The following is a 20,735-nucleotide window of genomic DNA, read 5'->3' as shown; positions in this document are numbered from 1 at the left end:
GATGCGCCCGCAATTGATTCGCTTCTCGTCAGGATTTGTCGCGCTCGCGCTGGTCGCAAGCGCGCCGTCTGTGTTGGCCGGCGAGGCCGATGCGTTGCCGCCTTCCATCACCAATGCGATGGCGCAGGCCTCGCCGCAGGCGATCATGGACTATCGCCGCAAGCTGCAGGAATACCAGGAGGCGCGCGCTGCCTTCGAGCAGGATGCGACCGCCTACTGGAATGCGATCGCCGACAAGCGGCGCGGCCGCAATGCCAAGCGCCGCGACCGCGTGCAGATCTCGCTGGACGATTACGTGCTGCAGCAGCCGCCGGTCTATGAGGGCCCGAAGCGGCCGGTCAATCCGGCTCCGGAAGAGGAGGAGGGCGGCAAGCGTCCGCCCAAGACTATACCGGTGGTCTCGGATTTGGTCAGGGCGGCTGCCGAGCAATTCCAGTTCACACCGCAGCGGCCGACCAAAGAGGTCGAGTTCAAGCGCGCCTATGCCCGCTACGCCCGCGCGGCAGGGCTGACGCCGGAGCAGGCGGTGCGGGTCTATTCGTTCGAGACCGGCGGCACCGGCAATTACGACGTGCAGGCGGGTATCGAGCATGGCGGCAAGCGCGCCATTTCCACCGCGATGGGCTACAACCAGCTGCTAACCACCAACACCGTGGAGCTATTGGCCGAGCAGGGTCATGAATTCGTGCGGGACCTCTCCGAGCGGGTGGCGGCGACGCAGGGGCCGGCGCGCAAGGCCATGGAGCACAAGCTCGCGGTGCTGAAGAAGATGGTCGCGTTCAGTCGCACCGTGCCCGACGACTGGTCGGCACATCAACGGCTCGCCGACACGCCGCAGGGCTGGGCCTGTCACGCCATGGTGCTCGACATCGATGTCGGCCCGATGCTGCAGACCCACAAGCTGCTGACCTCGGTGATCTTCGCCCGCAACAAGGGCTACACACGGCCGCTGACCGCAGCCGAGCTCGAGATGATGAACCTGACCGGCGACGGCACCGGGCTCGACATGGTGACCATGCCGCAGGCGATGCGCGAGCAGGTGCCGACCTCGAACTTCTTCCAGCGCTCCGGCTACGAGCGCAACCCGGTCGCGATCCGCCACAACACCGTGGCCCGGCTGCTCGCCGTCACCAACGAGCGGATGGACTTCAACAGCAACAAGCCTGGCGCCCGGGAATTGGCCGCGGCGTTCTGAGGGCTGCCGAAAAACGCTAGAGCTTCGGTTCTGACTGAATCAGAACCGAAGCTCTAGACTCTTGTTTTGACGCGTTTTCTTCACGCGAACCGGTGTCCACTTCGCTCGAAAACGCTCTAGTTCGAGCCGAACATGAACTTGCCGTCGCCCTCGAGATAGGGCCCGGAGCGCATGTAGAGCTGGCCGTTGTGGCCGATGAAGAACAGCGTCCCCTTCGGCACCTTCTTGGCGCCCTTCAGCAGCGTGCCGGCATTGCTGGTGCCTATCTTGTAGGACCAGGTCTTGCCGTCCTTGTCATAGGCGTAGCCCATGTCGGGCTTCAGCTCCCACGGCGCAGCCTCCTGCGCGAAGGAGCAGGTCGTCAGCGCGGCAAACGCCGCAGTCGCAACAAAGGTCTTGGTCAGAAAATGCGTCATGATCCACCTCCGGCCGAGAAAAACGGCGTCGTCCCCACGTTTCTGAACAAATCACGAACGCCATTCGTGCGTCAATACGACAATCGGCGCGACTGCTTACGCCAGTCAGCGACTTTGTGATTTCCCGCATCGAGCTTGACGACTATCTTCGCGTTACCGTTTACAAACGCCTCGATTGCCAGAAACACGACCTTGGGGATGGATCAGGATGAACCACGTCATGAAGATCGGTATCGGTGTCGCGCTGTCGTTCATGACGCTGGCGTCAGCCGCGCAGGCCGACGAATTCAAGCTCTCCAACAACCAGCGCATCTCCTGCAGCCGCGGCCTGTCCGCCGGCAAGCTCAACACCGCGACCTGCAAGTCCTACGCCTATCTGTTCAACGCCAAGACCTCGGAATACTTCCGATGCCAGGTTTCGCTGGCGCTGACGCGGGACAACAAGGAGGTCATCAACGTCCAGGCCGACGGCGGCTGCACCAGGAAGCCGCGGATCTTCGAGACCGACGGCAATTACACCTTCGACGCCACCGAGACCGAGCCGCCGAACACCAACTCGTTCTTCGGTCCGGGCGGCTATGCGATCTGGGCGAGCGACGCCAACACCCAGAAGATCCGCGGCTGCATCACCATCTCGTCCGGCCTCGGCTCCGACATCTCGAAATGCCTCGACATGACGTTTCAGTGACGGCGGTGCGGGCGGCCTGATGCGCAAGCTGCGTCCAGCCTCGCTCTGCCGCTCCTGGCTGTTTCTCGAAGGCGCCAATGAGGCGGTCCTGCAGCGGGCAGCCGCCAGCGGCGCCGACGTGTTGATCCATGAGCTCGAGGATTTCACCCCGCCGCCGCTGCGCCCGAAGGCGCGGGCACTGGCGGCCGAGCTCTACGCGGCCTGGCGCGACCAAGGCGTCGTGGTCGCGGTCCGCGTCAATCCGCTCGACCAGGACGGCATGGATGACCTGGCCGCGGTGATGCGGGGACGTCCCGATATCGTCGCGCTGCCGAAGGTCGCCGAGCCGCACCATGTCGTCAGGCTTGACGAGGCAGTGACGCGGTTCGAGCGCGACTATGGCATTGCCGAGGGGTCGACGTCCCTGCTGCCGAATATCGAGTTCGCGCGCGATCTGGTGCAGACCGGCGCGATCGCGGTGGCGAGCCGGCGCATCGTCGGTTGCCTGATGGCCTCCGAAGATCTCGCCGCCGATCTTGGTGCCGAACGGGGCAGTGATGGCCTGGAGCTTGCCTATGCGCGGCAGCGCTTCATCGTGGAATGTCGCGCGGCTGGCGTCGTCGCGGTCGATTGTCCCTACACCTGGAGCGACGCTGAAGGCGTCGCGCGCGACACGGTGTGGGCGCGACGGCTGGGCTACACCGCCAAGAGCCTGGTCGATCCTGCGCACGCGGCCATCGTCAACGGCGTCCTCACGCCGAGCGAGGACGAACTGCGGCAGGCGGGCAGGATCGTCGCGGCGTTCGAGGCGGCGCGGACACAGGGCCTTGGGCGCGTCGAACTCGATGGCTCGCTGCTCGAGGTCCCGACCTATTCGAACGCAAAGCGCCTGATCGCGCGCGGCGAGGCGCTGCGCGCGATCGATCGCGACGCTCAAGCCTGACCAGAGGCCACGCCTCAGGATACGACCGGCTCTTTCTCCGAGAAGTGCATGCGTGAGCGCGCGAACTTCTTGACGCCCATCGGCTTGCCGAAGAGGTAACCCTGGACCTGATCGAAATCCATCTCATGCGCGGCGAGGAAATCCGCGCGCGTCTCGACGCCTTGGGCTACGACCTGCGCGCCGCTATCGTGCGCGAGCTCCACGACCCGCCGGCATACCGTCTGCTTCAGGCGCTGATCCGCGCAGCCGGTGACGAATTGATGGTCGACCTTGAGCTGAACGAACGGGAAGTTCGGCAGTCCGAGCAAGGACGGCCAGTTGGCGCCGACATTGTCGATCGAGATGCCGATATTGTGCAGCCGCACGCGCCTCGCGACATCGATCGCCAGGTCGAGATTGTCGACCACCTCGGTGCTGTCGATCTCGATCAGCAGGCCGGCGAATGCAGCATGATCCGGCATCCGATAGCAGAGCTCGCGCACCGCATCGTCGTCGGCGAGAAACGAGATCGGCAGGTTGATCGAAAGATCGACCGGCCCAATCTGCTCGAGGAGATAGCGCCAGTCCTCGATCGCGCGCGCGATCACGAATTCGGACAGCGCATGAAAATGCGGATCGCTCTCATCGGGGATGAAGTAGGCCGGCGGCACGACGCCCCAGGCAGGATGGCGCATCCGGATCAGCGCTTCGGCGCCGCTCGGAACCAGAGTGCGGAGATGAATTTTCTGCTGATACCACAGCTCGAGCCAGCCGGCCTTCAGCGCTTCGGGGACATCCACCGCGGGGCTCGGCGCGGGTTCGAGCGGCAGCAGCGACGCAAGACTGTCACGCAGGGTTCCCGCGCTGAACGGCGTCGACAGTGCCGGCAGCATGACGATGCCGTATTCATCGCCGATCTGCCGGACCGCCTTGACGATGATCGAGTCCGGCTGGCCGATGACGAGCACCTTGCCGCCGTAGTCCTTTCTCACCAAAGTCTCGAGAATTTTACTGACTTCGATGCCGTCAACGGACACGCCGAGCACCAGAAGATCGGGCCGTTCCGCGTCCAGGACGGTTTCGAGTTCCAAAGCCTGGCTGCACTCACTGGTGATGAAGCCGAGGTCTTCCAGCGCCTCCGCGAGGAAGGTCCGAAGGTGTTTTTTGCTGTCCGCAATGCATGCGCGTGGGGTCAGCTTGCGATGTCCGAACCATCCGGCTCGCGCGTGTCCGATGTGACTGATGTGGTTCATGCCCCGCCTTATCCGTAATTACCCCGGCCTGACTCGTACATCCAAGAGCGGCGGCAATCATGGAAATTTCTGGCTCATACATTGATTGCGCCGCTAACCTTAAAGGATTCAATTCGAATCAAATGACGCGGGAATCGCCGCGTCTCACCGCTGTCTCGCGCGCAACAAATGCGTCATCTGACGTTCACGAGCGCGATCGCGCCGGCTTTTGACGTCGGCAGAAACATTGCGCGCGTGTTTCATCGAGAGACGGTGTTAAGGACTGTGGTGTGGCTTCGATGCAGATGTGAATCTGCGTCATTGTCGGACATCAGATCGCGTCAGGCGGCGTGATGCGTTGATTCGCTGCCGAGCGCCGACGGCGAATCGGATCATCGGTTCTGCGGTGCCAATGCAGTTGTGCGTGACGTCGTCGTTGCCGTGCGCAATGTCTCCGGCATCAACGCGCAGTAGCCGATCAGCCCGGCACAAGCGACGGCTGCAAGGAACAGAAATGCGGCGCTGTAACCGGCATGGACGATGATGAATCCGGCGACCGCCGTGCTCAGCGCGCCGCCGAGGCCGGTTGCGGTGGCGATCGCGCCCTGGCTGATGTTGAAATGCCCGGTACCGTGCGTGAGATCGGCAACCACGAGCGGGAACAGCGCGCCGAAGATGCCGGCGCCGACGCCGTCGAGCAATTGCACCGACACCAGCCAGTATGGGTTGTCCGACAACGGATAGAGCGCGCCGCGAACAGCCAGCACCGCGAGCGCCGTTGCGAAGATCGGCTTGCGGCCCCAGACGTCGGCCTTGCGTCCGACCAGCATCGCAACCGGCACCATCACCATCTGTGCCGCGATGATGCAGACCGACATCAGCGATGTGCCGAGGTTGCGGTTGACCAATGCGAGCTTCTGTCCGACCAGCGGCAGCATCGCCGCGTTGGCAAAGTGAAAAATCACGGTGGAGACCGCGAAGATCAAAAGCGGCTCGCAGGTCAGCAGCACGCGAAAGCCGGACGGCTGGTCATGCGCCGCGCCTTGCCCCTCAGCGACATCGTCGAGCCCGCGCGCGACCTGATGATCGATGGCGGCGGCCGGGATCGACAGCGTTGCGGCGATGCTGGCGAGCGCCATCGCCGCCAGCAGCCAGAACACGACGATCGGGCCGAACCAGAAGGCGGTGCCGCCGGCGATCGCCGCGGCCATCGCATTGCCGGCGTGATTGAACGCCTCGTTGCGGCCGGTCCGCGCCGCGAATGCCTTGGGTCCGACAATGCCGAGCGTCACCGCGGCGATCGCCGGCGCGAACACCGAGCCGGCGGCGGCCGCGAGCGCCTGGGTCGCGGCGTCCAATTCGAACCGGTCGAGCAGCGGCAGCAGCAGGCACGTGGCGGTCACGGCAATCGCAGCCGCGATCATCAGGGCGCGTTTGGCGCGGCTGCGGTCGATCAGGGCGCCGGCCGGGGTCTGGGCGACGATCCCGGCAATCGCCGCGATCGACATCACTGACCCGATCGAGGCCTCGTCCCATTTCCGTTCGGTCAGCAGGTAGATCGCCAGATAAGGGCCGAGCCCGTCCCGCACGTCGGCAAGGAAGAAGTTCAACGCATCAAGCGCTCGCGTGGCGGTCGTCCGGGACGGCTGCAAGTCATACCTCGCGGCGGGAATGCGCATCTCAACCCGCTCGCATGCGCAGAGTTTCCCGTCGTGGCGAGCGGTGCTGCCATACGGGATCCCTGTTTGGATGGGTTGACCCAGTGGGGGTGTGCGGCCAATTTCCGGCTGAGCCTAAGGGGAGAATAGGGCCAGCGTAATCCGGGGAGACCGGCCCCCGGATTTCGCTGGCGCTTCATCCGGGCTACGGGCCTTATTCGGGCGACAAGAACAACAAGGGAGAACAAACGATGGATCGGCTCAAGGGCAAGGTTGCGATGGTGGTCGGCGCGGGCTCGATCGGGCCCGGCTGGGGCAATGGCAAGGCGACCGCCGTGACCTTTGCGCGCGAGGGCGCCAGCGTGTTCTGCGTCGATCGCAACGGCGCCGCGGCCGAGGAGACGGTCAAGATCATCACCGAGGCGGGCGGCAAGGCTGTCGCATTCACCGCCGATGTCTCGCGCGCCGCCGAGGTCGAGGCGATGGTCGCGGCCTGCCTGAAGGCCTATGGCCGCATCGACGTGCTCGACAACAATGTCGGCATCGCCGAGGTCGGCAGCGTGGTCGAGGTGGCGGAAGCCGATTGGGACCGCGTGTTCGCGGTCAACCTCAAGAGCGCCTATCTGTCGATGAAGCACGTCATTCCCGTGATGATCAAGAAGGGCGGCGGCTCGATCATCAACATCTCTTCGATCGCCTCGATCCGCCATGTCGGCATTTCCTATGTCAGCTACAATGCGAGCAAGGCGGCGATGAATCAGATGACGCGCTCGACCGCGGTCGAGTTCGCCTCCAAGCATGTCCGCGTCAACGCGATCCTGCCCGGGCTGATGAAGACGCCGATGGTCGCGCATTCGGCGGGGCTGGCGCAGAGCTACGCCAAGGGCGATGTCGAGGCGATGTGGCGCGCCCGCGACGCACAGGTGCCGATGGGGCACATGGGCGACGCCTGGGACGTCGCCAATGCCGCGCTGTTCCTGGCGTCGGACGAATCGAAATATGTCACCGGCATCGAGCTCGTGGTCGATGGCGGCATCACCTCCAAGTCGGGCGCGTGAAATCGGGCACGTGAAGGAGGTTACTGCGCCAGCGCCAGGATGCCGCCGGCGAACGAATGCCAGGCGGCCGAGGTGCTGATCGGCCAGTTCAACAGCTTCACCGCTACCAGCGCCAGCCCGCCATAGATATAGACTGGGTGTGGACGGCCGCGGGTGCGCCAGTCGAACACGATCGCGACGACCAGCAGCAGATAGGCGACGAACGCCGGTGCGATCGTGACCGGGACCGGCGGTGGCCCCGGCGGGCCTGATGGTGCGAGGAAGGTCAGGAACCAGCGGGCAACCGCAGCGTCGAGGATCGAAATGGCCGCGAGCAGCATCAGCCGCTTGTGTGCTTCACGGTCGCGGACATAGATGATCGCGAGCGCGAAGACGACCGCAAAGAACACGATGCCGCTGAACGGAACGATCGAGAAGGCGATGCCTTCGTTGATCTGCCCGATCGCGGCCGAGCGCTTCATGACGCTGATCGAAGCCATCAGGCCCAGCATCGTCATGGCGGTCGCAAGCGACACGCCGATCATGCCAACCCGGCGGTGCCGCACGATCCGCCCCGAAGCCGCAAGCCAGCTCTGGAATACGAAATAGAGCGTCCAGGCGAAGAACAGCAGGCCATGCAAATGCACGACAGGGGGCGCGGCCAGCGAACCCCGCGCCATCGGCACCCAGTAGGTCGGGGCAAAACCGAGCAGGGCAACCGCCATGCACGACAACGCCATATAGAAATAGAAGGACTGCGCTTCGACTTTCACCGAGGCGCCGCGCGAGTTGCGATCAATGAGGATTGTCATGATGTTGGGTCTGACAAATCCGGCGATGGTTCAACCGGGCCCGGCTGCGAACGATCTTGTGAAGACGGCGGGCCGTCACGCTTCAGCGCTGAGTTCGGCGCGGTCGAGCTCTTCTTCGACCAGATGGAAGGCGTCGTCACCGATCGCCTCGGTGTGGCGCAAATTGAGCAAGGCCTGACGCGCTGCTGCGATGGCACGGCGGCGCAGCGGATCGGCCGGCAGCTCGCCTGAGGCGATGCCGCCGTCCGGCTCGGTCTCGGCGCGCAGCAGCACGGCGCGGTATTCGAGCCGGAGGATCTCGGCCTCCTCGGAGGGGTCCGCATCGATTTGGTCCAGCGCGGCGCGAAAGGCGACGCTGCGGGCGTGCGCGGCCTCACGTCCGACCGGATCGTCGTCATCGAATTTCAGCGCCAGGATGAGCGGCCGCAATGTCAGGCCCTGGATCACCAGCGAGCCCAGCACCACGGCAAACGCCGTCAACAGAATCAGGTCGCGATACGGAAAATACTCGGGCAGCGCAAAGGCGGCCGCCAGCGTGACGATGCCGCGCATGCCGCACCAGGATACGACGACCGTACGCCGCAGCGACGGCACCGCCGCCACCACGTAGCGCGGAAGCAGGTCGCGCGCCTTCAGGGCACGCAGGAAGGCGCCATAGGACATCACCCAGGCGATGCGGACCACGACCACGACCGCGAGAATCGCGGCGGCAAAGCTGCAATATTTCCACCGCACCTCGTCGTCGAGCTCCGACCAGATCGGACGCAGCTGCATGCCGATCAGCATGAAGGCGAGCACGTTGAGCACGAACACGACGGTTTCCCACACCGTATAGGACGACACGCGCAACCGCGCCGATGTACGGGCCGGCGCGGTGCGGGCGATCGTGATCGCATAGGCGATGATGGTGAGGATGCCCGACAGCCCGAGATGCTCGGCGACGATCCACACCATGAAGGTGCCGCCGAACTGGGTGATGATCGCGCTCGGCGCCTCGGTGATGCGGCGGGTGATCATCATCCAGACCTGCGCGAACAGATAGCCCGCGGCGAGGCTGCCGACCAACGCGACCGCAAGCGACGGCACGAATTCGCGCACCTTCATGTGTTCGGCCGCGATCAGGCCGACGGCGACGCGATAGATCAGCAGGGAACTGGCGTCGTTGAGCAGGCTCTCGCCCTCGAGGATCTTCTGGATCCGGTAGGGCAATTTGACCTGGCGCAGGATCGCGGTGGCCGCGGCCGCGTCGGGCGGGGCGACGATGGCGCCGAGCGCGATCGCGACCGGCCAGGGCATGTCGGGAAGCAGCCAGCGCGCCACCACCGCGACCGCCACCGTCGTGATGCCAACCGCGACCAGCACCAGCGTCGAGACCGGCAGCCAGTTGTTGCGGAGATCGCGCAGCGAGGTGTCGAACGCGGCATCGAGCAGCACTGGTGCTAGGAACAGCGCCAGCGCCAGTTTCGGTTCCAGCGCCCAGGACGGGCCGGACGGCACGAAAGCCAGCAGTACGCCGCCGATCGCGAGGAAGGTCGGGTAGGGCACCTTGATCTTGCGTGCCAGCGCCGACAACGCAACGGCCGCGAGCAACAGGCCGATGATCCATTCGAATGTGAGCAAGGCGAACCCCCAGTGCAGCCGATCGTGGCAATTGACGTATAATCCAGCGTGTGGTTTTGCGGCAAATGGCGCGCTGCCGGAAGTCGGGGACCGGTGGTTGGACGCGGGAGAGGGGTGTTTTGTTGGCGATTGGGATGCGACGCAATTCTGCAAATCTGGCCTTGAATCTGGCTTTGGCTCTGATCTGTGCTTGCTTGTCAGGCGCGCTTACATCGGGCGTTGCGCGTGCGACGAGCAGCGAGCCCGGCAAGGATGTGCAGGCCGATGCCGGACCCTGCATTGCGGCGGCTGCGGCGGCGGATGACGACAAGACCATCGATGTCTGCGGCGCGCTGATCGACAATGAGAAGGCGGCGAAGCCCGATCGCATCAAGGCGCTCGTGGCGCGCGCGAGCGCCTATGACCGCAGGCAGATGATCGATCGCGCGATCGCCGATTACGACAGCGTGCTCAGGCTGGATCCGGCGCTGGCCGACGCCCATAATGCGCGCGGCGAGCTGTGGCGCCGCAAGGGCGACCGGCCGAAGGCGATCATGGATTTTGGCGCCGCCGTCAAGCTCGACCCCGATCACGCCGCCGCCAAGGCCAACTACAAATCGCTGTCGCTGGAGCTGGAGCGGATCGGCGCCATGATGGCGGTCGCCGGCAAGCCGAGCTTCGATTGCCGCAAGGCACGCCGCGCGGTGGAGAAGGCGATCTGCGCCGATCCCAAGCTCGCCGATCTCGATCGCGAGATCGGTGCGTCGACCTTTCGCGCGGTGCGCGAGTCGAAAGACCCGCGGCAGGCGCGCGAACTGCAGCGCGAGCAGGATCAGTTCATCGCCCGCCGTAATGCCGAATTCGGCAAGCCGGGCTATGATTTGCAAAAGGCGATGCGCGAGCGGCTGCAGCGGATCAACGGGGTCGACGGCTACTAGCCACACCCGGCCGAAGGTCGCGGTCATTTCGGCTTGAAACCCGGCCGCTTCCCGTGACAATGGTCGGCAAATGACGCGCGGCCGCGCGAGGGAGAAACGCGATGAACAGCCAGCAGATGAGCCGGTATCATGAGGTGTATGCCCGCTCGCTTCGGGACCCCGAGGGCTTTTGGGCGGAGGCGGCGCGCGAGATCGACTGGATCGAGCCGGCGAAGAAGATCTTCGATCCCTCGATGGGCGCCTATGGACGCTGGTTTACCGGCGCCGTGGTCAACACCTGCTACAACGCGCTGGATCGCCACGTCGCCGGCGGCCGCGCCAGCCAGGTCGCGCTGATCCACGATTCTCCGCTCACCAACACGATCAGCAAATTCACCTATTCCGAGTTGCTTGAGGAAGTGCAGACGCTCGCCGCGATCATGCAGGATTTCGGCGTGGCCAAGGGCGATCGCGTCATCCTCTATATGCCGATGGTGCCGGAGGCCGTCGTCGCGATGCTGGCCTGCGCGCGGATCGGCGCGGTGCACAGCGTCGTGTTCGGCGGCTTCGCGGCCAAGGAGCTGGCGACCCGCATCGACGACGCCAAGCCGAAGCTGATCTTCTCGGCGAGCTGCGGGCTCGAGCCTGGGCGCATCGTGCAATACAAGCCGCTGCTCGACGAGGCGATCCGGCTCGCCGGCACCAAGCCCGAGACCTGCATCATCCTGCAGCGGCCGCAGCAGGGTTGCGAGCTCACCGCGGGCCGCGACCACGACTGGGCGACGCTGCGCCGCGCCGCGTTCGATGCCGGTAAGGCCGCGCCCTGCGTGCCGGTGCTGGCCACCGATCCGCTCTATATCCTCTACACCTCGGGCACGACCGGAATTCCGAAGGGCGTGGTGCGCGACAATGGCGGGCATCTCGTTGCGCTGAAATGGTCGATGTATAATCTCTACGGCGTCAAGCCCGGCGAGATCTGGTGGTGCGGCTCCGACATCGGCTGGGTGGTCGGCCACTCCTACATCGTCTACGGCCCGCTGATCCATGGCGCGACCTCGATCATGTATGAGGGCAAGCCGGTAGGCACGCCCGACGCCGGTGCGTTCTGGCGCGTGATCAGCGAGCACAAGGCGGTCGCCTTTTTCACCGCGCCGACCGCGTTCCGCGCGATCAAGAAGGAAGACCCGGAGGGCAGGCTGCTCAAGAGCTACGACCTCTCGAGCTTCCGCACCCTGTTCCTCGCCGGCGAGCGCGCCGATCCGCCGACGGTCGAGTGGGCGGAGCAGCAGCTCAAGGTGCCTGTGATCGACCACTGGTGGCAGACCGAGACCGGTTGGTGCATCGCGGGTAATCCCGTGGGGCTGGGCATGCTGCCGGTCAAGCACGGCTCGCCGACGGTGCCGATGCCGGGCTATCAGGTCGACATCGTCGACGAGGCGGCGAAGCCGGTGGCGGCGGGCACGATGGGCTCGATCGTGATCAAGCTGCCGATGCCGCCGGCCTGCCTGCCGACGCTGTGGCAGCAGGATGATCGCTTCAGGGACGCCTACCTCACCGAATTTCCCGGCTACTACAAGACCTCGGATGCCGGCTACAAGGATGCGGACGGCTATGTCTGGGTGATGGGCCGCACCGACGACATCATCAATGTCGCCGGCCACCGGCTATCCACCGGCGGCATGGAGGAGATCCTGGCCTCGCATCCCGATGTCGCCGAATGCGCCGTGCTCGGCGTCAAGGATGCGATCAAGGGCGAGGTGCCCTGCGGCTTCCTGGTGCTGAAGGCCGGCGTGACCAAGCAGCCCGCCGACGTCGAGAAGGAGGTCGTGGCGCTGGTGCGCGAGAAGCTCGGGCCGGTCGCCGCATTCAAGCTCGCGATCACAGTGGCGCGGCTGCCGAAGACCCGCTCCGGCAAGATCCTGCGCGGCACCATCAAGAAGATCGCCGACGGCGAACCCTGGACCATGCCGGCGACGATCGAGGACCCCAAGGTGCTCGACGAAATCGGCGAGGCGCTGAAGGGCAAGGCGTAGGTCCTTCGGGGCGAGAGCAAGTTGCGCAGCATCCGAGAGACCACGCCGTGTGGCCACCCCTCTCCCTAACCCTCCCCCGCAAGGGGGGAGGGAACCCTTCCGCCGGTGCGTCCCTCACATTTGGGCAGCGTATTGCTACGTAAGGTGAGCACGCTCGTCAGGCTCCCTCCCCCACGCAACCGGGGTCTACCCCGGTTGCGCACCACTGATTTGCGCAAGTCGGGCAGGCCCGACTTGCGACGGGGGAGGGTTGGGGAGAGGGGTAAGCCGCGGGCGAGATGATTGATGGATCCATCGCCGGTCGTCTCGATCGCGTCTCGCCGAAACGCACCCAGAAGCAAAACGGCCTTGATTTTGATGGATTGCCGGGTCATCCCGGCTTTCCAACGCCATACCCCACGAGATACGGACCACCGGATGCGATCCATTTCCGCACGCGCGCCCCTTGCATTGCTGCTCGCACTGCCGCTGCTGGCAGGCTGCCTCGAGCGCGGCCGATCGCCGATTGCGGAGAGCATGGGCGACGACGACCAGTACTGCCAGGCCAACGGCAAGGTTGCGGTCGGTTCGCCCGAATATGTCGCCTGCCGCAAGGACCGCGACGTGCAGCGACAGAACGCCGAAGCCCGCACCGATCGGAGGCAGCGTGATCTCGGCGAATACATGATGAACAATCCGGACCGGCACTAGGCGCGTGATGACGGCCCGGCCGGCGGGGTATGCGCGGACTGGATGAGACCTGATCTTGTGCATGTGGAAGGCGAGCTCGCGTTGGAACGTGACAGGATCGGAGAGCTCGACGGGCTGCGCGCGATCGCGCTGCTGACCGTCGTCATCTGGCACTATTTCGGGACGCCGGACGGTCCGCAGCGCTGGCCGTGGGAACTGCTGCATGTCGGCCGCTTCGGCGTCGACCTCTTCTTCATTCTGTCCGGCTATCTCATCACGGATATTCTGCTGCGGCACCGCGCGGCCAAACGATACTATTCGGCCTTCTACGGCAGGCGTGCGTTCCGCATCTGGCCGCTCTACTATTTGATGTGCGCCAGCGCAGCGATCGGCTGGTATTTTTCGCTAAGCCCTCATTTGTTTGACACCAGGGGCGTGCCTGGCTGGCTGTATCTGTTCGGCTTGCAGAATTTCGGAATGGCCAAGGCACAGACCGATGGCGCTTACTGGCTGGCCGTAACCTGGTCGCTTGCGATTGAGGAGCAGTTTTATCTGCTGTTTCCGTTGCTGGTCCGGAACTTCCCGTCCGAGCGGCTGTTCGCGATCTTGCTCGTCCCGATCCTGATTTGCCCGATCGGGCGCCTGATCGACAGCGCGCTGCCGGATGCCTATGGCTGGTACGTGCTCCCGCAATTCAGGATCGATTCGCTTGCGATCGGCGCGCTGATCGCCTGGTGGCGCCTCTATCGCAAGCCGGATGCCGAGATCTCCGGACGCGTCACCGCGATCCTCAAATGGTCGAGCGTTTCGCTTCCCCTGCTGTGGCTGTTCGGGTGGAAGCGCTGGTCGGTGGCGTTCTCGCACACGCAGGTCGAGATCTTCTTCGGTTCTCTGCTGTTCGTCGTTCTGGAAAATCGCGGCTCTGCAAAACTCGCGATCCTGCGCAGCTCGGTCGCGAACTTCTTTGCCAGAACGTCCTACGCGGCGTACCTCACCCACCACGTCATCGTGTACCTGCTGTTCGCCGTGCTCCATCAACCCAGGACAGTCACGAGCCTCGCCGGCATCCTGCTGACCTTCGCCGCGCTTGCCCTGACGTTTGGGCTGTGTGCGCTGAGCTATCGATATTTCGAACGTCCACTGCTCGACTTTGCCCACCGGCGTTTCTCGTTCGGGTGAGCGAAGCCGGCGCGTGCGGGATCAGGGCAATTGATGCCCGCATACAAAAACGCGGCCGGTTGTCCCGCCGCGTTTCGTATTCCGGTCTTCGAGTTGCGCGGTCCGCGCTTACTGTTCGTCGTCGTCGGCCTTCTTGCCGCCGATCGTTTTCAGCTTGGCGAACACGGCATCGACGTTGAGGTCGTCGTGCTTCTCGATCGGCTGATCGTCCAGTTCGTCCTTGCGCGTGGTCTCGGAGGCCGGCAGCAGCGTGGCGCCGCCATAGACGGTCGTGGTCGGCTTTTCCTTGGCGGCGCGCTGCACCTCGAAATCGAGCTCGATCTGCGAGCACAGGCCGAGCGTCACCGGGTCCATCGGGGTCAGGGTCGAGGCGTTCCAGTGCGTGCGGTCGCGCACGCTGGCGATCGTGGTCTTGGTGGTGCCGACCAGACGCATGATCTGGGCGTCCTTCAGCTCGGGGTGGTTGCGCACCAGCCAGAGGATCGCGCTCGGCCGCTCATGGCGGCGCGACACCGGGGTATAGCGCGGGCCCTTCTTCTTGGCGGCGGAGGGCAGCACCACCTTGCTCTCCTGCAGCTTGAGACGATAGTTCTGGTCCCTCTCGCCGCGCTCGATCTCCTCGCGGGTCAGCTGGCCATTGGAAATCGGGTCCATGCCCTTGATGCCCTGGGCGGCGTCGCCGTCGGCGATGGCGCGGACCTCCAGGGGGTGCATTTTGGTGAAATCGGCCACCTGATCGAACGTGAGGGCGGTATTGTCGACCAACCACACGGCAGTCGCCTTCGGCATCAGCGGTGCGTTGCTCATGGCAAATCTCCTTTGTGCTTCGCCCACCTCTGTCGAGGCGAAGCTGGTAGTCATCGGTGATGACGGGAATTATGGCGCCTATATAAGCCCTCAGGGGGGAATGGCGCAATGGGCCAGCAAAATCGCCTTGACAGAGCCCGAAAGCAGTCCCAAGTCCTTATCCTAACTGGCCGTTCCCCGCCCGCCGGCGAGGGGTGATTCGGTCCCGAGATTGCCCCGAGACAGCCCGATGTCAGCGAAAAAACCCGACCTTAGAATCGTGCTTTGCTCCCCCCGCGGCTTTTGCGCAGGGGTGGTCCGCGCCATCGACACGGTCGAGCGTGCCCTCACCATTTATGGTGCCCCGGTTTATGTCCGGCACGAGATCGTCCATAACAAGTATGTGGTGGACAGCCTGAAGACCAAAGGCGCCATTTTCGTCGAGGAATTGGCCGAAATCCCTGACGATACCAACGCGCCGGTGGTGTTTTCGGCCCACGGTGTTCCGAAATCGGTTCCGGCCGAGGCGAAATCCCGCAATTTTTTCTCGCTGGATGCAACGTGTCCGCTGGTGACCAAGGTCCACCGCGAGGCGGCGATCCATTTCAAGCGCGGCCGTGAGATCCTGCTGATCGGGCATTCCCATCACCCCGAGGTGGTCGGCACGCTGGGCCAGCTTCCGGTGGGCGCCGTGACCCTGATCGAGACCGCCGAGGATGCAAAGACCTTCGTCCCGAAGGACCCCGACAACCTCGCCTTTGTGACCCAGACCACGCTGTCGATCGACGACACCGCCGAGATCGTGGCGCTGCTCAAGCAGCGCTTCCCGAACGTCAACGGTCCGCACAAGGAAGACATCTGCTACGCCACCACCAACCGCCAGCTCGCGGTGAAGAAGGTGGCGCCGGTGGTCGATGCCCTGATCGTGGTCGGCGCGCCGAACTCGTCGAACTCGCAGCGCCTGCGCGAGGTCGCCGAGCGCGAGGGCTGCCCGATTGCGGTTCTTGCCCAGCGGGCCAGCGATCTCGACTGGAGCAGGTTTGAAGGCATCACGAGCCTCGGCATCACTGCGGGCGCATCGGCGCCGGAGGTGATCGTCGAGGAGATCATGGGCGCCTTCGCCGAGCGCTACCAACTGCACGTGGAGACGGTCTCGGCCGCGGAAGAGAACGAGTTCTTCCCGCTGCCGCGTTCGCTACGGCCCGACGCTGCCGCGGCGGAATAGACCATATGGCGGTCTACACCGACGTTGCCGCCGAAGACCTCGCGGAATTCCTCAACAGCTACGACATCGGCGAATTGCTCTCCTACAAGGGCATCGCCGAGGGCGTCGAGAATTCGAACTTCCTGCTGCACACCAGCCAGGGCGCCTACATCCTCACGCTCTATGAGAAGCGCGTGGCGGAGAACGACCTGCCGTATTTCCTGTCGCTGATGGCGCATCTCGCCGAGCGCGGCGTGTCGTGCCCGCAGCCGGCGCGCAACCGCAAGGGCGAGGTCTTTAGCCGGCTCGCCGGCCGGCCCGCGGCGATCATCAACTTCCTCGAAGGCGTGTGGCCGCGCCGGCCGAACGTGACGCATTGCGGAGGCGTCGGCGAGGCGCTGGCCAAAATGCATCTCGCCGGCCGCGACTTTCCGCTGGTCCGCAACAACCCGCTATCGGTCTCCGGCTGGCGACCGCTGTTCGGTCTCGCCGCCGCGCGGGCTGACAGCGTGCAGCCAGGCTTGCACGACTTCATCGCGCGCGAGCTCGATCATCTCGAAGCCGCGTGGCCGGCCGATCTGCCGGTCGGCGTCATCCACGCCGACCTGTTTCCCGACAACGTCTTCTTCCTCGGCGACAAGCTGTCGGGCCTGATCGACTTCCCGTTCGCCTGCAACGACATCCTGGCCTACGACGTCGCGATCTGCCTCAACGCCTGGTGCTTCGAGCCGGATCATTCCTTCAACGTCACCAAGGCGCGCGCGCTACTCAATGCCTATGGCCGCGGGCGGCCATTGTCGGCGGCGGAGGAGGCCGCGCTGCCGCTGCTCGCGCGCGGCGCATCGATGCGCTTCCTGCTGACGCGCCTGGTCGACTTCCTCAACGTTCCCGAAGGCGCGTTGGTGCAGCCGAAGGATCCGCTGGAATACGTCCGCAAGCTGCGCTTCCAGCAGAACGTCGCTGCCATCAGCGACTACGGCATCACGCCGGCGGGATGCGCGGCGTGAGCGACAAGCCGCATGTGATCGTGTTCACCGATGGTGCCTGCTCCGGAAATCCCGGACCGGGCGGCTGGGGCGCGATCCTCAGATTCGGCGACGTCGAGAAGGAATTGAAGGGCGGCGAGCCGCACACCACCAACAACCGCATGGAACTGATGGCGGCGATCTCGGCGCTGGAAGCCCTGAAGAAGCCCTGCGTGGTCGACCTCACTACCGACAGCCAGTATGTCCGCCAGGGCATCACCGGCTGGATCCACGGCTGGAAGCGCAACGGCTGGCGCACCGCCGACAAGAAGCCGGTCAAGAATGTCGAGCTGTGGCAGCGCCTCGACGCCGCGCTGAAGCCGCATGAGGTGAGCTGGCACTGGATCAAGGGCCATGCCGGCCACGCTGAGAACGAGCGCGCCGACGAACTCGCGCGCGAGGGCGTGGCGATGGCGCGGCTGAAGAGTTAGGGCGCGGTCGCGCCGCTAACTGGCTGCGTAGGGTGGGTAGAGCGAAGCGAAACCCACCCTGCGGTGCCAGGCGCTTAGCTAAACTTGAACATGCTGGCGTCCAGCTGTCCCGGCGCGATTCCGATCAGCCAGACCGCACTGCCTGCGGCGTCGGTGATGATGGTCGTGTTGATTCCGGGCGAATAGAACTCGGCCGCCTGAACATCGGCGAACGAATGCAGTGACGTGCCGGCGAAGTTCACGAAGTCGTTGACGCCGCCCGTGTTGAAGTCCTGGACAACCATGACCTCTGGCGTGCTGTCATTGATCGTGAACGTGTCGGAGCCGCCGCCGCCCCAGGCATAATCGACGCCGCCACCGCCGGTGATGTTGTCGTTGCCGCTCCCCATCAGGAAAACGTCGACGCCTGCGCCGCCAGTGACCGTGTCGCCGCCGTTCGAACCATAAACATAGTTCTGGCCTGAACCGCCGTAGATGAAATTGCCGTCCGTCTCGCCCGACGAGATGAAGATGTTGAGACCGGAGCCGCCAACCATCGTATCGACGCCGGTACCGCCGTAGAAATAGTTGGTGCCGATGCCGCCGTAGAGAAAGTCTGCTCCGTCGCCGCCGTACATGACGTTGACGTCGGATGCCGTCCCTCCGCCGCTTCCGATCAATGTGTCATCGCCGCTGCCACCGAACAGATAGTTGAACCCGGTGCCTCCGTAGATGAAGTCGTTGCCTTCTGCGCCCAGGAGCACGTCAAGCCCATCGCCACCGACCAGCGTGTCATCGCCGCCATAGGCATAGATGTAATCATTGCCGTTTCCGCCATAGGCCGCGTCATCGCCGATCGTTCCAATGAGGATGTCATTGCTCGCCGAGCCGGAAAGCAATTGACCGGCAACCAGGTCAAAGCCGCCGTCGCTGAAGGGGCCGGCGGAATAGACCACCGATGTCGTGCCGAAAACCCCCGGATGGATTGATGAATCTGCAAAAAGTACATTCGGCGCAATTGAAGTCGTGAACGTGAAGCCGGTGAGCGATTGGCCGGGCTGCAGCGCGGTGGCGGTGGAGTCTGCGACCCAACGGACGCTGTAGCCGTTCGCCGGGGGGGCACCATCCGTGATGCTTGCTGTCCATCCCGAAGGGGCGACGAAGGTCGGAATCTCGCTCAGGTAGCCCTGGCCAGGCAACCAGGAGAACCAGAATGTACCAATCGGGGTGGTACCGTTGTCGATCAAGGTGATCGTGTACTGATAGCTTGTCGGGGAAAGCTGCACGAATCCGATGAACGCGGATGCATTTTCAGCCATGACGGGCCTCCCTGATCAGTGCGGCCGAACATTAAGTTGTTGGAATTTAATCGACTTGAGCCGAAGTCGGCGCAGCATCAATGCTCTGCGTGTTGACCAAACACCGGCGCGCCGGGGAAATTCCGGCAGGTTCCGGGGAGGCGGGACGAAAAAGCCGATCCGCGGAGGGAACCCTCCATCCGGCACAGATTGCACGTAGCCGTGCCCGCGTAGGGTGGGTCAAGCGCAGATTGCGTAGGGTGGGTAGAGCGAAGCGAAACCCACCATCTCAATGCATGGCACGAAGCCAATGGGTTTCGCTGCGCTCTACCCATCCTGCGAAGCTACAACGCGGCGATCCCCAGCTATCGCCACGCCCAAAACTGTCATCGCCCGCGAAAGCGGGCGATCCAGTATTCCAGAGACAGTGGTGATTGAAACGAGAGGCCGCGGCGTACTGGGTCGCCCGGTCGAGCCGGGCGACGACAGCCAGGTTTGCGGCGAAAGCTCAGCTCAGAGCTGCCCGAGCAGCGCGTCGCCGCCGGAGACTTCGACCTTGCCCGGGGCGGGCTCGAGGTTGAGCTTCTTCACCACGCCGTCCTCGACCAGCATCGAGTAGCGCTTGGAGCGGATGCCGAGGCCGTTGCCGGAAGCGTCGAGCTCCATGCCGATCGCCTTGGCGAAGTCGGCATTGCCGTCGGCGAGGAACACGGCTTCGTCGCGCTGGTCGGTGTCGCGCTTCCAGGCGTTCATCACGAAGGCGTCGTTGACCGAGACGATCGCGATGGTGTCGACGCCCTTGTTCTTCAAGGCGTAGGCGTTGAGGAAGATGCTCGGCAGATGCATCTTGTGGCAGGTGCCGGTGTAGGCGCCGGGCACTGCGAACAGGGCGACCTTCTTGCCCTTGAAGATGTCGTCGGTGGTTTTGACCTGCGGCCCTTCGGCGGTCATGACGCGAAACTTGGTTTCCGGCAGCTTGTCGCCAACATTGATCGTCATCGGTGTTCTCCCTCGGTGAAGCGGAACTCTCTTAAACCCGGCTGCGGAACGGCACAATACGACCTGGCGGAAGAACGGCAATGCCGGAAGCTGGTCACCGTTCCGTCATCAGCCGGAAAACCCGCCGGCGTCGAGAAATGCCTGCTCATCCGCGGTGGTTTGGCGGCCGAGGACGCGGTTACGGTGCGGGAAGCGGCCGAACCGGCGGATGATGTCGGCGTGGTCCTCGGCATATCTGAGGTTGTCGGGATGGCCGCCGCATTGCCGAAACAGCGACACGCAGCGCTGCTGGTCGGCGAGATGCTCCGAATGCTCGAAAGGCAGATAGAGGAATTCGCGCAGCAGCGGATCGATCCGCGCGTCGACGCCGCGGTCGATGGCCCGGCCTGCCACCTCGCGCGCCAGCGGATCGCTGGAAAAGGTCTTGGCGTCGTTGCGAAACAGATTGCGGGGAAACTGGTCGAGCACGATGGTCAGCGCCAGGGCGCCATCGTCGTTCGCCTCCCATGACGACAGCTCGCCGGAAGCCGCCTTCTGCCAGGTCGCGAGGAAGCGGCTGCGGATATCGGCATCGAACGCGTCGTCGCGCTTGTACCAGCGATCACGGCCAGCCTTTAGCCAGAACGTGATGATATCGGCCGGCGTCGCGAGGCGCGCGTCAGTCATGTCCAACGCTC

At 64.4% G+C, this 20,735-nt stretch carries 20 protein-coding genes; 11 read left to right on the top strand and 9 right to left on the bottom strand.

Going from position 1 to position 20,735, the window contains the following annotated elements; all coding sequences use genetic code 11:
* Position 1: 1 nt before the first annotated feature.
* A complete protein-coding gene (locus tag G6P99_RS43375; RefSeq protein ID WP_029077680.1) occupies positions 2–1,195 on the top strand; it encodes a hypothetical protein in 1,194 nt (397 codons plus the stop codon).
* Positions 1,196–1,311: 116 nt separating this feature from the next.
* Here the strand turns inward: G6P99_RS43375 and G6P99_RS43370 are convergent, their stop codons facing one another.
* The gene (locus G6P99_RS43370) at positions 1,312–1,611 is read right to left on the bottom strand and encodes a hypothetical protein (protein WP_029077679.1); all 300 of its coding nucleotides are present in this window, start codon (positions 1,609–1,611) and stop codon (positions 1,312–1,314) included.
* Between the two features lie 208 nt (positions 1,612–1,819).
* Between G6P99_RS43370 and G6P99_RS43365 the strand changes: the two genes are divergently transcribed.
* Together G6P99_RS43365 and G6P99_RS43360 are read left to right on the top strand one after the other, a co-directional pair.
* Complete coding sequence (locus G6P99_RS43365; RefSeq protein WP_029077678.1) at positions 1,820–2,299, top strand: hypothetical protein; 480 nt, start codon at positions 1,820–1,822, stop codon at positions 2,297–2,299.
* A gap of 19 nt (positions 2,300–2,318) precedes the next feature.
* Positions 2,319–3,221 (top strand): HpcH/HpaI aldolase/citrate lyase family protein, encoded by a 903-nt coding sequence (locus tag G6P99_RS43360; RefSeq protein WP_035975793.1) that lies wholly within the window; start codon positions 2,319–2,321, stop codon positions 3,219–3,221.
* A 14-nt stretch (positions 3,222–3,235) separates the two neighbouring features.
* Here G6P99_RS43360 and G6P99_RS43355 read toward each other — a convergent pair whose 3' ends face one another.
* Positions 3,236–4,453 (bottom strand): EAL domain-containing response regulator, encoded by a 1,218-nt coding sequence (locus G6P99_RS43355; protein ID WP_029077676.1) that lies wholly within the window; start codon positions 4,451–4,453, stop codon positions 3,236–3,238.
* Positions 4,454–4,824: 371 nt separating this feature from the next.
* Positions 4,825–6,111 carry an MFS transporter gene (locus G6P99_RS43350; RefSeq protein WP_165126483.1) on the bottom strand — a complete coding sequence of 429 codons (1,287 nt, stop codon included), beginning with the start codon at positions 6,109–6,111 and terminating at the stop codon, positions 4,825–4,827.
* 230 nt (positions 6,112–6,341) lie between these two features.
* Here G6P99_RS43350 and G6P99_RS43345 point away from each other — a divergent pair, with 230 nt between their 5' ends.
* On the top strand, positions 6,342–7,148 hold the full coding sequence (locus tag G6P99_RS43345) for an SDR family NAD(P)-dependent oxidoreductase (protein ID WP_029077675.1): 807 nt from the start codon (positions 6,342–6,344) through the stop codon (positions 7,146–7,148).
* Positions 7,149–7,168: 20 nt separating this feature from the next.
* Here the strand turns inward: G6P99_RS43345 and G6P99_RS43340 are convergent, their stop codons facing one another.
* Entirely contained in the window at positions 7,169–7,939 is a 771-nt protein-coding gene (locus G6P99_RS43340) for a hypothetical protein (protein WP_029077674.1), read from the bottom strand.
* Positions 7,940–8,014: 75 nt separating this feature from the next.
* Entirely contained in the window at positions 8,015–9,559 is a 1,545-nt protein-coding gene (locus G6P99_RS43335; RefSeq protein WP_029077673.1) for a cation:proton antiporter, read from the bottom strand.
* 134 nt (positions 9,560–9,693) lie between these two features.
* On the opposite strand from G6P99_RS43335, the gene G6P99_RS43330 reads away from it, so the two are divergent.
* From G6P99_RS43330 to G6P99_RS43315, 4 genes are all read left to right on the top strand, one after another.
* Positions 9,694–10,476, top strand: a complete 783-nt coding sequence (locus tag G6P99_RS43330; protein WP_035975791.1) for a hypothetical protein — start codon at positions 9,694–9,696, stop codon at positions 10,474–10,476.
* Between the two features lie 101 nt (positions 10,477–10,577).
* Positions 10,578–12,488, top strand: coding sequence for a propionyl-CoA synthetase (locus tag G6P99_RS43325; RefSeq protein ID WP_165126480.1), 1,911 nt, complete (start codon positions 10,578–10,580; stop codon positions 12,486–12,488).
* Positions 12,489–12,905: 417 nt separating this feature from the next.
* On the top strand, positions 12,906–13,178 hold the full coding sequence (locus G6P99_RS43320) for a hypothetical protein (RefSeq protein WP_029878796.1): 273 nt from the start codon (positions 12,906–12,908) through the stop codon (positions 13,176–13,178).
* A gap of 42 nt (positions 13,179–13,220) precedes the next feature.
* Positions 13,221–14,336 (top strand): acyltransferase family protein, encoded by a 1,116-nt coding sequence (locus tag G6P99_RS43315; RefSeq protein ID WP_165126477.1) that lies wholly within the window; start codon positions 13,221–13,223, stop codon positions 14,334–14,336.
* A 108-nt stretch (positions 14,337–14,444) separates the two neighbouring features.
* On the opposite strand, the gene G6P99_RS43310 is transcribed toward G6P99_RS43315, so the two are convergent.
* Entirely contained in the window at positions 14,445–15,143 is a 699-nt protein-coding gene (locus tag G6P99_RS43310) for a DUF1013 domain-containing protein (RefSeq protein WP_029077669.1), read from the bottom strand.
* A 229-nt stretch (positions 15,144–15,372) separates the two neighbouring features.
* Between G6P99_RS43310 and ispH the strand changes: the two genes are divergently transcribed.
* The 3 genes from ispH to rnhA are packed head-to-tail and all read left to right on the top strand — an operon-like array spanning position 15,373 to position 17,782.
* Positions 15,373–16,347 carry a 4-hydroxy-3-methylbut-2-enyl diphosphate reductase gene (gene ispH, locus G6P99_RS43305; protein WP_029077668.1) on the top strand — a complete coding sequence of 325 codons (975 nt, stop codon included), beginning with the start codon at positions 15,373–15,375 and terminating at the stop codon, positions 16,345–16,347.
* A gap of 5 nt (positions 16,348–16,352) precedes the next feature.
* Positions 16,353–17,333, top strand: a complete 981-nt coding sequence (locus tag G6P99_RS43300; protein WP_165126474.1) for a homoserine kinase — start codon at positions 16,353–16,355, stop codon at positions 17,331–17,333.
* Complete coding sequence (rnhA, locus tag G6P99_RS43295) at positions 17,321–17,782, top strand: ribonuclease HI (protein ID WP_035975789.1); 462 nt, start codon at positions 17,321–17,323, stop codon at positions 17,780–17,782. Before G6P99_RS43300 ends, rnhA begins: the two co-directional genes overlap by 13 nt.
* Before the next feature lie 74 nt (positions 17,783–17,856).
* Here the strand turns inward: rnhA and G6P99_RS43290 are convergent, their stop codons facing one another.
* The 3 genes from G6P99_RS43290 to G6P99_RS43280 form a co-directional block, all read right to left on the bottom strand.
* Positions 17,857–19,080, bottom strand: a complete 1,224-nt coding sequence (locus tag G6P99_RS43290) for a calcium-binding protein (protein WP_051345931.1) — start codon at positions 19,078–19,080, stop codon at positions 17,857–17,859.
* A 492-nt stretch (positions 19,081–19,572) separates the two neighbouring features.
* Positions 19,573–20,058 carry a peroxiredoxin gene (locus G6P99_RS43285; RefSeq protein WP_165126471.1) on the bottom strand — a complete coding sequence of 162 codons (486 nt, stop codon included), beginning with the start codon at positions 20,056–20,058 and terminating at the stop codon, positions 19,573–19,575.
* A gap of 108 nt (positions 20,059–20,166) precedes the next feature.
* The gene (locus tag G6P99_RS43280; RefSeq protein WP_029077664.1) at positions 20,167–20,724 is read right to left on the bottom strand and encodes a DUF924 family protein; all 558 of its coding nucleotides are present in this window, start codon (positions 20,722–20,724) and stop codon (positions 20,167–20,169) included.
* Between the last annotated feature and the right edge of the window lie 11 nt (positions 20,725–20,735).

The sequence above is a fragment of the Bradyrhizobium sp. 6(2017) genome (assembly GCF_011058295.2).
Taxonomy (GTDB): Bacteria; Pseudomonadota; Alphaproteobacteria; order Rhizobiales; family Xanthobacteraceae; genus Bradyrhizobium; species Bradyrhizobium septentrionale.
Note: the sequence above shows the minus strand (reverse complement) of the source record. Positions and strands in the feature narration are given on the sequence as shown.

Excerpts from the sequence above, each read along its gene's own strand:
- G6P99_RS43320 (WP_029878796.1), top strand. The coding sequence starts at position 12,906 with ATGCGATCCATTTCCGCACGCGCGCCCCTTGCATTGCTGCTCGCACTG.
- G6P99_RS43365 (WP_029077678.1), top strand. The coding sequence starts at position 1,820 with ATGAACCACGTCATGAAGATCGGTATCGGTGTCGCGCTGTCGTTCATG.
- G6P99_RS43310 (WP_029077669.1), bottom strand. The coding sequence starts at position 15,143 with ATGAGCAACGCACCGCTGATGCCGAAGGCGACTGCCGTGTGGTTGGTC.
- G6P99_RS43300 (WP_165126474.1), top strand. The coding sequence starts at position 16,353 with ATGGCGGTCTACACCGACGTTGCCGCCGAAGACCTCGCGGAATTCCTC.
- G6P99_RS43330 (WP_035975791.1), top strand. The coding sequence starts at position 9,694 with ATGCGACGCAATTCTGCAAATCTGGCCTTGAATCTGGCTTTGGCTCTG.
- G6P99_RS43315 (WP_165126477.1), top strand. The coding sequence starts at position 13,221 with ATGAGACCTGATCTTGTGCATGTGGAAGGCGAGCTCGCGTTGGAACGT.
- G6P99_RS43280 (WP_029077664.1), bottom strand. The coding sequence starts at position 20,724 with ATGACTGACGCGCGCCTCGCGACGCCGGCCGATATCATCACGTTCTGG.
- G6P99_RS43355 (WP_029077676.1), bottom strand. The coding sequence starts at position 4,453 with ATGAACCACATCAGTCACATCGGACACGCGCGAGCCGGATGGTTCGGA.
- G6P99_RS43325 (WP_165126480.1), top strand. The coding sequence starts at position 10,578 with ATGAACAGCCAGCAGATGAGCCGGTATCATGAGGTGTATGCCCGCTCG.
- rnhA (WP_035975789.1), top strand. The coding sequence starts at position 17,321 with ATGCGCGGCGTGAGCGACAAGCCGCATGTGATCGTGTTCACCGATGGT.
- G6P99_RS43350 (WP_165126483.1), bottom strand. The coding sequence starts at position 6,111 with ATGCGCATTCCCGCCGCGAGGTATGACTTGCAGCCGTCCCGGACGACC.
- G6P99_RS43345 (WP_029077675.1), top strand. The coding sequence starts at position 6,342 with ATGGATCGGCTCAAGGGCAAGGTTGCGATGGTGGTCGGCGCGGGCTCG.
- G6P99_RS43290 (WP_051345931.1), bottom strand. The coding sequence starts at position 19,080 with ATGGCTGAAAATGCATCCGCGTTCATCGGATTCGTGCAGCTTTCCCCG.
- G6P99_RS43340 (WP_029077674.1), bottom strand. The coding sequence starts at position 7,939 with ATGACAATCCTCATTGATCGCAACTCGCGCGGCGCCTCGGTGAAAGTC.
- G6P99_RS43370 (WP_029077679.1), bottom strand. The coding sequence starts at position 1,611 with ATGACGCATTTTCTGACCAAGACCTTTGTTGCGACTGCGGCGTTTGCC.
- G6P99_RS43360 (WP_035975793.1), top strand. The coding sequence starts at position 2,319 with ATGCGCAAGCTGCGTCCAGCCTCGCTCTGCCGCTCCTGGCTGTTTCTC.
- ispH (WP_029077668.1), top strand. The coding sequence starts at position 15,373 with ATGTCAGCGAAAAAACCCGACCTTAGAATCGTGCTTTGCTCCCCCCGC.
- G6P99_RS43375 (WP_029077680.1), top strand. The coding sequence starts at position 2 with ATGCGCCCGCAATTGATTCGCTTCTCGTCAGGATTTGTCGCGCTCGCG.
- G6P99_RS43285 (WP_165126471.1), bottom strand. The coding sequence starts at position 20,058 with ATGACGATCAATGTTGGCGACAAGCTGCCGGAAACCAAGTTTCGCGTC.